This window comes from Daejeonella sp., assembly GCF_044342615.1.
Taxonomy (GTDB): domain Bacteria; phylum Bacteroidota; class Bacteroidia; order Sphingobacteriales; family Sphingobacteriaceae; genus Daejeonella.
On record NZ_JBIIPN010000094.1, the window covers coordinates 1 to 10,659 of the forward strand.

General features: G+C 37.0%; 10 protein-coding genes. 4 read left to right on the forward strand and 6 right to left on the reverse strand.

The genetic code is table 11. The features are described from left to right. Positions 1-73: 73 nt before the first annotated feature. Positions 74-1,240, forward strand: coding sequence for a galactokinase (locus ACIQ0D_RS08880; protein WP_395804790.1), 1,167 nt, complete (start codon positions 74-76; stop codon positions 1,238-1,240). A gap of 65 nt (positions 1,241-1,305) precedes the next feature. Here ACIQ0D_RS08880 and xylA read toward each other — a convergent pair whose 3' ends face one another. From xylA to ACIQ0D_RS08895, 3 genes are all read right to left on the reverse strand, one after another. Beyond that, on the reverse strand, positions 1,306-2,637 hold the full coding sequence (gene xylA, locus ACIQ0D_RS08885) for a xylose isomerase (protein ID WP_395804792.1): 1,332 nt from the start codon (positions 2,635-2,637) through the stop codon (positions 1,306-1,308). 138 nt (positions 2,638-2,775) lie between these two features. After that, positions 2,776-4,248 (reverse strand): xylulokinase, encoded by a 1,473-nt coding sequence (locus ACIQ0D_RS08890; RefSeq protein WP_395804794.1) that lies wholly within the window; start codon positions 4,246-4,248, stop codon positions 2,776-2,778. Positions 4,249-4,431: 183 nt separating this feature from the next. Next, a complete protein-coding gene (locus ACIQ0D_RS08895; RefSeq protein ID WP_395804796.1) occupies positions 4,432-5,613 on the reverse strand; it encodes a formimidoylglutamase in 1,182 nt (393 codons plus the stop codon). 153 nt (positions 5,614-5,766) lie between these two features. On the opposite strand from ACIQ0D_RS08895, the gene ACIQ0D_RS08900 reads away from it, so the two are divergent. Both ACIQ0D_RS08900 and ACIQ0D_RS08905 read left to right on the forward strand, forming a co-directional pair. Then, the gene (locus tag ACIQ0D_RS08900; RefSeq protein ID WP_395804798.1) at positions 5,767-6,738 is read left to right on the forward strand and encodes an NAD-dependent epimerase/dehydratase family protein; all 972 of its coding nucleotides are present in this window, start codon (positions 5,767-5,769) and stop codon (positions 6,736-6,738) included. A 17-nt stretch (positions 6,739-6,755) separates the two neighbouring features. Further along, positions 6,756-8,048 carry an HAD-IB family phosphatase gene (locus tag ACIQ0D_RS08905; RefSeq protein WP_395804800.1) on the forward strand — a complete coding sequence of 431 codons (1,293 nt, stop codon included), beginning with the start codon at positions 6,756-6,758 and terminating at the stop codon, positions 8,046-8,048. A 132-nt stretch (positions 8,049-8,180) separates the two neighbouring features. Here ACIQ0D_RS08905 and ACIQ0D_RS08910 read toward each other — a convergent pair whose 3' ends face one another. Beyond that, the gene (locus ACIQ0D_RS08910; protein WP_395804802.1) at positions 8,181-8,510 is read right to left on the reverse strand and encodes a helix-turn-helix domain-containing protein; all 330 of its coding nucleotides are present in this window, start codon (positions 8,508-8,510) and stop codon (positions 8,181-8,183) included. Beyond that, the gene (locus ACIQ0D_RS08915; protein ID WP_395804804.1) at positions 8,491-8,844 is read right to left on the reverse strand and encodes a type II toxin-antitoxin system RelE/ParE family toxin; all 354 of its coding nucleotides are present in this window, start codon (positions 8,842-8,844) and stop codon (positions 8,491-8,493) included. The genes ACIQ0D_RS08910 and ACIQ0D_RS08915 overlap by 20 nt, the downstream gene beginning before the upstream one ends. A gap of 481 nt (positions 8,845-9,325) precedes the next feature. Here ACIQ0D_RS08915 and ACIQ0D_RS08920 point away from each other — a divergent pair, with 481 nt between their 5' ends. Then, entirely contained in the window at positions 9,326-10,396 is a 1,071-nt protein-coding gene (locus ACIQ0D_RS08920) for a branched-chain amino acid aminotransferase (RefSeq protein WP_395804806.1), read from the forward strand. Between the two features lie 79 nt (positions 10,397-10,475). Here the strand turns inward: ACIQ0D_RS08920 and ACIQ0D_RS08925 are convergent. After that, a partial coding sequence (locus ACIQ0D_RS08925; RefSeq protein WP_395804808.1) for a hypothetical protein occupies positions 10,476-10,659 on the reverse strand: 184 nt, incomplete at its 5' end.

Genomic DNA, 10,659 nt, shown 5'->3' on the forward strand with positions numbered 1-10,659 from the left:
AATCCATTAGAAAGGAGCAATTCTTTTGATTTAGGGAATAAAAACAGATATTTATAAGCAGAATATGCATAAGATGAATCCTATTATCAATTATCCAGACCAAGTAAAAGATAAATTTTTAGAGCTTTTCAATCAAGAGCCTCTCATTGTGCGCTCACCGGGGCGTATCAATCTTATTGGTGAGCATACCGATTATAATTTAGGATTTGTGCTACCGGCTGCAATAAATAAGGCAATTTATTTAGGCATTCAAAAGCGTGAAGACAAATTCATTAAAATACATTCATTGGATTTTAATGATGATTTTCAAGGGAATCTCAATGAGATAAAACAATCTGAAAAATTATGGCCCAATTACCTTTTAGGAGTTGTGGAGCAGATTCAAAAAATACATCACATTCAGCATGGTTTTAATATTGTGTTTGGAGGGGATATTCCTCCGGGCGCGGGACTCTCATCATCTGCGGCACTTGAATGTGCAATAGCCTTCGGATTAAACCATATTTTCAATCTTTCTTATGAAAAAATGGACTTGGTCAGACTTGCACAAGCGGCTGAAAATGAATTTGTTGGGGTGAAATGTGGCATCATGGACCAGTTTGCAAGCACTTTTGGTAAACAAAAGCAATTAATGCGCCTCGATTGTCGAAGTCTCGAATATGCTTATGTTCCCTTCCTAGCTGATGATATTCAAATCGTTTTATTTGATACTCGCGTAAAACATTCACTAGCCTCTTCAGCTTATAATGAGCGAAGAGAACAATGCGAGCAAGGGGTAAAATGGATTCAAGAAATACATCCCGAGGTGAAAAGCTTGAGAGATGCCAGCGAGGAAATGTTATTGACACATGTTAAACCGAAAAATCAGAAAATTTATGAGCGATGCAATTTCATCGTTTCCGAAATTCAAAGACTCCAAGATGCTTGTAATGATCTCGAAAACAATGATTTACAAAGCTTCGGGAAACGTATGTTTGAGACCCATTATGGTTTGAAAGATTTATATGAAGTAAGCTGCGATGAGCTCGATTTGCTTGTCGATTTAGTTAAAGATAATCCCAATGTTTTGGGTTCCCGCATGATGGGCGGTGGCTTTGGTGGATGTACAATTAACCTAGTAAAAACTGAAGCTGTGAACGATTTGATTGCTCAAGTAAGTGCATCCTATCATACTAAAACTGGCTCCGAGATGCTAAATTACATCGTAAAAATTGAGGATGGGACATCCATAATTAATTGAAAATCAATCTTTTAATAGCGTTTATTAAAAGATTGATTTCATTCAAAAAATTTATATCAAGAAAATTAAATAAAACGATTTACCAAATTTTCTAAATATTCCTGCTTGCCGCTTCTCACTTCTGGCTCTCCTTTTTCGATAGCAAAATTGCGAAGGTCTTCCAAAGTCAATTTGCCATTTTCAAAATCTCTGCCTTTTCCGCTATCAAATGAAGCATATCGATCAGCACGTATCTTCTTATAATCAGATTTATTGAGAATATTGTCTGCAGCAATCAGGGCACGAGCAAAATTGTCCATTCCCCCAATATGTGCATAAAATAAATCAGCCGGATCAGTCGAATTTCTACGAATTTTGGCATCGAAATTTATTCCCCCACCCTGAAAACCACCTGCTTCAAGTATCACAAGCATGGCCTCAGTCAGTTCATTGATATTATTTGGAAATTGATCCGTATCCCAACCATTTTGATAATCTCCGCGATTAGCATCCATGGAGCCTAATAAACCCGCATCGGCGCTCACTTGCAATTCATGCTGGAATGTATGTCCCGCAAGGGTGGCATGGTTAACTTCAATATTCAATTTAAAATCATCCATCAAGTTAAACTGACGCAAAAATGCAATAACAGTCGCCGCATCATAATCATACTGATGCTTACTTGGTTCACAAGGCTTAGGCTCAATAAAGAAAGTCCCTTTAAAACCTTGCTTCCGTGCATAATCTTTAGACATGTGAAGAAATTGAGCCAAATGCTCCTGCTCGCGTTTCATATTGGTATTCAAAAGGCTCATATAGCCCTCACGGCCGCCCCAGAATACATAGTTTTCGCCACCTAGGCTAATCGTTGCATCTAATGCTGCTTTCACTTGTGCCCCCGCGTGACTCAATACATGAAAATCAGGATTTGTTGAGGCGCCATTCATGTACCTCTTGTTTGAGAATAAATTGGCTGTCCCCCATAATAATTTTACGCCACTTGCCGCCTGTTTCTGCTTGGCATATTCAGTAATAGCCTGCAAGCGTCTTTCATTTTCATGGATATCATTTCCATAATCAACCACATCCACATCATGGAAACAGTAAAATGGCAAATTCATCTTGGTGATAAATTCAAAGGCAGCATCCATTTTATCTTTTGCACGTTCAATTGGATCGCTTTTTTTATCCCATGGGAAAATATGGGTTGGTTCGCCAAAAGGATCAGCGCCATTTCCCACAAAAGAATGCCAATAGGCACAAGCAAAACGTAGCGTTTCCTTCATGGGTTTACCGGCAACGATGCGATTTTCATCGTACCAACGGAAGGCTAATGGATTATCTGATTCTAAGCCTTCGTATTTAATTTGGCCTACTCCTTTGAAAAATTCTTGATCTCCTGTAATGATGCTTGACATATTTTCCTGTTTGATTTTATTCCTCAATTTCGCTTTGCGCGATACTAAATATTAAAAGAAGAGTAATTTATATATTTTATGTGAAATGAAAAAGAATGGGACTGTGATAATCAGGATTAATGTAAAAATCGATTGATTTTATTTCAAATGCTGTTTCAAAAGTGCTTTCCATTCTTGATAAACTGTCTCGTATTCAGATACCTGACTAGGCTCGACTAATTTTAAAGCTTTTACGCGACTAAACGCATTTTCGGTGGTAAAGACATTTATTCCTATTCCTGCGCCAATTGCTGCTCCCCTGCTTCCTTCATTGCTGTGAAGTTCTAAGGGAACAGCACATGAATTGACAAATGCCTGTTGAAAGAGCCCACTAGAAAACATATTGGTGTAGCCTGCACGAATCATGCTGATATTCATACCATTTTCACGCATAATATCGAGTCCGTATCTAAATGCAAATGCGATACCTTCTTGTACCGCTCTGAAAATATGTGCTTGATGATGAACATTGAGGTCAATATTATGAAAATGAACACCAATTGTTCTATTATTCAACATTCGTTCAGCACCATTGCCAAAAGGAAGAATTTTTAACCCTTGACTACCAAGAGCAATTTTTAAAGCGTCCTGATTCATTTGCTCATAAGTCGTTCCGCAGCCCATCACATCCTTCACCCAACGGTTCAAAATTCCAGTCCCGTTAATGCATAGCAAAACACCTAGGCGGTTTATTTCGGGACTATGATTTACATGAGCAAAGGTATTTACCCGCGATTCCGAATCATAAGAAAGTTGATCAGAAACTCCATAAATTACGCCGGAAGTCCCCCCATTAGCAGCCACTTCTCCCGGATTAAGTACATTCAAAGACAGCGCATTATTCGGCTGATCGCCCGCCTTATAACTCACTATGGTTGAAGGATTTAACGATAATTTTGCTGCTATAGATTTATCTAAAGAACCATGATCAGCAAAAACGGGCAATATTTCAGGAATTAAAGAAGTATCAAATCCATAATGATGAAATACATCTTTGGAAAGCTCATTATTTTTAAAATCCCAAAATATTCCTTCAGAAAGTGCTGATATACTGGTACTTATCTTTCCTGTCATCTTCATCGCAATGAAGTCGCCGGGAAGCATTATTTTATCAACTTTTTCAAAAATATTTGGCTCATTTTGCTTTACCCAAGCCAATTTAGATGCGGTAAAATTTCCGGGCGAATTAAGCAGATGTGAAAGGCATTTTTCCTCACCAATAGCTTTAAAAGCAGCATTTCCTAAATCAACAGCCCTACTATCACACCAAATAATCGAATTTCTTAAAACTTGTTGATTTTTATCTACCAGCACTAATCCGTGCATTTGATATGCAATTCCAATTGCCTGAATATCAGCTGGATTATACACTTTTAAAGCATGAGCTTTTAAGATTGCTTGCTGCACATGCTCCCACCAAAGGTCTGGTGATTGCTCCGCCCAACCCGCTTGCTCTGCAATAATTTCGGTCTCCTTTTCGGGATATTGCACGGTACAAATACAGCTCTGTGTATCCGAATCAATTACTGAAACTTTAATAGATGAAGTGCCGAGGTCAATTCCGAGTAGCATTTGATTAGTATTTAGTAGTTAGTAACTAGATGTGAGATGCTAGATATGAGATGTGAGATGATTTAATCTCAAATCTCCGTCTCATATCTCTTTAATCAAATAAATTATGGTTCAGACAATTAGTATTTAGATGTAAGATGATAGATGTGAGACTATTTAATCTCATATCTCTCGTCTCACATCTCATATAAGCTTCTGATACGTCCTCAACCACAAATCTGGCATTTCACCTGCATTTGCTAATTGATAATCTTCATATCTACAAGGGACTAAATGATGTCTTTCATTTTTGGAGCCTCCTGTAGGGTATGGGACTTGCATCCACCAGCGATCAGTCTTTTTACTCTTGACAAATACCAATTCATGTGTGCCATCCTTTAAACTGGTACGATAGGTAATGTATTGTGATTTTGGAAGCATTGGCAATTCCTTTTTACGGTTATAAAAACCATCGATAAAGTACCATACCATTTGAGAAAGAAGCATCGCTGTTTGTCCCCTAGGATCATACTCCGGATTATATTCATAAAAGCCAATCGAGGATAATTTATCGTTCATCCCTGCGTAACGTACTATTTGACAGGCATCTTCGCCATAAAAACCATTGGGGCTAGCATTGGCATTCCCTTCCGCATCCGCCGAACGGATAGCCGAAATATCAAAGCTAAGCATATTTGCATTCCGAATAATTGGCTCGGCAATACTTATATTATTTCTGAAGTCTCCAAGTCGGTGAACATCAAAATATAGCTTATCCATCAACTTTAAACTTTCTTGATTCACAAAAAAGGTTTGATAACCGATATTACTGAAATTAAACAAGTAGTTAGGTTGATGTAAAAATATTTTATTGAGATAAGATTTAGAGCTGGTTTCGATCGTATCATCGTGATTTTCATCTAGATCGAAGTGAGAATCGACAACTAAAAGGTCAACCTTTTGCTCCAACTCTTCATAGGCCATAAACTGCGCGTAGCTTAAGTCTTGACCTCCACCAATAATTATAGGAAGAATATCAAGTTTAATAAGTTCGGCTACTACTAATTTTAGGGCAACATAAGTATCCGAAACAGTATGACCTGCTTTAATATTTCCAAGATCTACAATGCGGCTTGTATAATTACCTTCATTGAGTTCATAGAATTTTTTTCTGAAAAAATCTGGCGCTTTGGCGGTCCCTTTATTATTTCCAGCATTTCTTCCATCAAGCACTCCAATTAAAGCGACATCAAATTGATGACCCTCCAAATCTGGGAATTGTTGATGGTAAACCTCTATTTTCGAACCTAAATGGCTGCTATAGAAGCCATCAACAGGAATTAAACTATTGAAATCAACAGGACTAAGAAAATCAGATAATGACATAAAATATTTTGTACCTGTGAATGGATTAATTAAAGATCTTCAAATTGGTAAATTTTTGCTGAAAAGAAGAATAATATTTTTTTTGAGCATAGACTCAAAGCAAATATCAGTTTATTCAGTTACTTTTGAAAGCATTAATAAAAATTCATCGGGATGATTTTAGTTACCGGCGCCACCGGTTTTTTAGGTTCAGAATTAATCAGACAATTAATCTTAAAGGGCGAAAAGGTCAGAGCAATAAAACGCGAGTACTCGAATTTGCCTACACTGCTTAAAAACGAGTCGGAGATTGAGTGGTTTAATGCCGACATCCTCGATTATTTTACCCTCAAAAATGCCATGGAGGGGATCACAAAAGTATATCATTGTGCTGCTTTTATATCTTTCGACCCCGCGGATCGAAAAATGATGAGGAAAGTGAATGTAGAGGGAACGATTAATTTGCTCAATCTAAGCATGGATATGAATGTTTCACGTTTCTTACATGTAAGTTCGGTTGCAGCATTAGGAGAAGGTAAAAAGGAGGAACTGATTACAGAAAATGAGCATTGGGAACACGGTCCGAACTCAAGCAACTATTCCATCTCCAAATATGAAAGTGAGATGGAGGTTTTTAGAGCTAATGCCGAGGGCTTAAATACTATTATCGTTAATCCATCGATTATTATAGGGAAAAATGCTGGTAATCAAGGTAGCGGACAGCTCTTTGAAAGCATTCAAAAAGGCTTAAATTATTATCCTGGAGGCTCTTTTGGCTATGTTGATGTGGAAGATGTTGCCAAATCGATGATTTTACTAATGGACTCTGATATTTCGGATGAGCGCTTCATTATCAATGCCGAAAATTGGAGCTACCAAGATTTTTTTACAGAAATAGCTATCAATTTAGGGAAAAGGCCACCACAAATTGCCTTAAAACCATGGATGATGAATCTTGCCTATTTAGGAACTCGATTCTTAACTTTTTTTACAGGCAAAAAGCATGGACTAACAAAAGAAACCGCGTCAAGTGCGTTCAAAAAAAGAAATTTTTCTAATGAAAAAGTCAAAAAGACATTAAATTTAGAGTTTAAACCTATAAAACAATCGATAAGCGAAATTTGCCATAATTTTCAAACCCATTAAATAGAAATATTAAAGCCTTGAAGCAGTTTTACATCATAGATTTCGATAGTACCTTCACTCAGGTAGAGGCATTAGATGAATTAGCCCGAATTTCTCTAAAAAATCATCCGGATAAGGAAAAAATTTATAAAAAGATTGATGACTTAACCAATCTAGCGATGGAAGGCAAGATGTCGTTCAGGGAGAGTTTGAGTGGGCGTGTTCAACTTCTAGAAGCCAATCGCAATCATCTGAAAGAGTTAATTGGTGTCTTAAAAAAGAAAGTTTCTTCATCGTTCTCAAGAAATAAAACATTCTTTAAAAAACATGTCGATTCAGTACTGATTGTATCTGGAGGCTTTAAAGAATTTATAATTCCTGTAGTGCTGCCTTACCATATCTCCAAAGAAAATATCTACGCCAACACCTTTATTTTCGACGATAATGATAAAATAATTGGTTACGATGATAAAAATCCTTTATCTAATGAAGGTGGTAAAGTAACGCTGTTAAAGGAACTCGACCTGAAGGGTGAAATTTATGGAATTGGTGATGGACATTCAGATTTCCAGCTGAAGGAATTTGGGATGATCAAAAAGTTTTATGCCTTTACAGAGAATATTGAGCGTAAAACTGTAGCTGAAAAAGCAGATCATGTTACTCCCAGCTTTGATGAGTTTTTATACGTAAATAATCTGCCTCGAGCAATTTCATATCCCAAAAACAGAATTTTATGCCTCGTAATTGGGGAAGTGCCAATTGAAGCTATTCAAACACTAAAGAAAGACGGATTTTCCATTCGACATAAGAAAAGCTTCGAAGAAAAATACGTGGCTGATGTAGGCATGATGCTTCTTGGCAATGGCGAAATATTGGAACGTGAGAAACTAGAGCGTGCCGTAAAATTGAAAACCATTGGCTATTTGGGCAATAGTGAGCCTAAATTATCACACGGACTCTGTACTGATATGGGAATTGTCATTTTTGATGATCCCAAGAAAAATCTTAAAAACCCACAACTCATTGCCAAAAGAATGATCAATTTCATTAATCATGGTCATACTTATGTGAGTGCTAACTTCCCGAATTTACAACTACCGCGAATTGATGGTGCCCACCGATTGATACATATTCATAAAAATATGCCAGGTATCATGGCGCAAATAAATAGCGTATTTGCTAAGCATCATATCAATATTGTGGGACAATACCTCATGACAAACCCAAGTATAGGCTATGTAATTACAGATGTGAGCGATGAGTACGACAAAAAAGTATTAAAAGCACTCAAACAGATTGACCATACGATCAAGTTTAGGATACTTTATTAGGAGCGGGTTGTCGGTTATCAGTTGTCGGTTATCAGTTGTCAGGCTGGCGACATCTGCTACCCGGTGGCTGAGGTTCTCGAAGCCGGGTCTTAGAAAGCAGCTAAAGCAACTAGTATTTATCGACTATAAAATTCAATACGCTAATTTTTTATGATCAAGTTCTACATTAAAATTTACAGTAGCACCTAAAGCATTAAATATTTTCATGATTGTGTCTAGACGCGCGTTTTTAATACTGTTCTCAATTTTTGAAATTTGGGCTTTTTGTACACCAACCAATTTACCTAATTCTTCTTGAGTCAAGTTTCGTTCTTTTCTAGCTTGTTTAATAGCATGTCCAATCAAGTCTATACTTAATTCATATTCAAAAGCATCTCTTTCAGCTGTTCCAATCTTTCCGACATGCTTGTCAACCATGTCGTCAAGACTTACAGTTTTCATTTTATTTACTTTTTTCATCATTCGTAGATTTTAAATATTCTTCTCTTATACTTTCTGCTTTCTCGATTTCCTTTAATGGTGTTTTCTGGGTTTTCTTCAAAATTCCATGAGTTGAAATCACTACTGTTTCATTTTTCTTTGACCTAACCCAAAAAGCAAACAGCCTATACACCTTAGAATTGTACAAGGTTCTAAACTCCCAAATGTTCTCATTCAATTTTTTAAACAGCTCATTATCATTGATATACTGAGCCTTTTTTATGTTATAATAAATCTTGTTGCGCTCCTTTTCGCCAAGATTTTCTAAAAATTCTTGTGCGTCTTCTAAAAACTCGACATCAAAATTTTTCTTCATTCAAAAATAATATAATACAAAAATACAAATAAGTTTCCTTAATAGGAAATATTTATGGCTAAGTAATCAGGTGACTTAGGCTCTAGAAGCCCGTCATAAAATATCAGTTGTGAGTTGTGAGTTATCGGTTGTCAGTTATCAGGCAAGCGACATTTCAATTAGTATTTAGTACAAAGTATTTAGATATGAGAAATGCCCTTATTCCTTGCTCTAATCTCCATAATCACCATAATCAAATAAATCATCGTTCAGACAATTTATTCATTAGTTACCCAGTGGCTGAGGTTCTCGAAGCCGGGTTCTCAAAGCCAGGTTCTCGAAGCCAAAACCAACAACATCTACGCAACGTGAAAATACACCTGCAGAGTAACGCGGATCAGTGCAAAAACAATTTACTAAATTCTATAGAAAGCCCATTGTACCCTTCTTCTTTACGCTTAAAATTCATTAATTTTGCGCAAACATTTTAATCCCTATCAAGGTGTCGCAAAAAATAAATATCTCCATAACAAAAACATCTAAATCACGCTTAGCGGATACAGATTTCGATAATTTACCTTTCGGAAAGACATTTTCTGACCACATGTTCATGGCTGATTATAGCAATGGCGAATGGAAAAACTTCCAGATTCTTCCTTATGGAGAAATTGGTATTAGTCCCGCGATTTCTGCCCTTCACTACGGACAAGCTTTTTTTGAAGGTATAAAAGCTTACAAGCATGCCGATGGAAAAGTTTCAATCTTCCGCCCTGATAAAAATGGAGAGCGTTTTAACCGTTCTGCAGAGCGTTTATGCATGCCTGAGCTTCCACTAGAAATATTTTTGGAAAGTCTCTCCACCTTGGTAAACCTAGATAGAGATTGGGTTCCTGCAAAAGAAAATCACTCTTTATACATTAGACCATTCATGTTTGCTACCGACCCATTTTTAGGGGTTACACCATCAGCAAGCTATAAATATATGGTAATTACGGGTCCGGTGGGACCATATTTCTCAAAGAACCTAAAGGTGAAAATTGAGACTAATTATTCAAGAGCGTGCGACGGAGGATTTGGTTTTGCAAAGGCTGCCGGCAATTATGGCGGTTCTATGTTACCTAATTTAAAGGCTAGTCAGGAAGGTTTTGATCAACTCATCTGGACAGATTCACGTGAGCATGCATACATTGAAGAATTAGGTGCTGCCAATGTCATGTTCTTAATGGATGGTACATTAATCACTCCATCTACAAGAGATACCATTTTGAAAGGCGTTACCCGCGATACGGTATTAACACTTGCTAAAAAATGGAATGTGCCAGTAGAAGAACGTAGAGTGTCTGTGGATGAGGTTCTTAAAGGTATAAAAGAAGGCCGTATTAGTGATGCATTTGGGGTTGGAACAGCAGCAACCATTGCACATATTGCCGAAATTGGTCATAATGGTGAACTTTACACACTTCCCGATCCTGCTAAACGCGAATTTTCGAATAAACTCTTGAATACGCTAAATGATTTACGCTATGGAAGATCAAGCGACGAGTTTGGGTGGAATTATTTGGTAAATCACTAAAAATTTCGTATATTATGGAAAGGCTGCTTAGAAATAAGCGGCCTTTTTGTTTAATACTAATTTGGAATTTCAATAATAATCAAGGAACATCGGTCCTATTATTACGCCGAATAAGCCTTTTCTTTAATCGATCATCTCTGCGCTCATCACGTTGAATACGCTCCAGTTCGAGCTTTCTTAATCGAGCTTTGATTTCTTTTTGCGTGGGACTATCAAAACCGATAGTTTCTAATAATGCCATGGCAAAACCTTTCCAAATCATA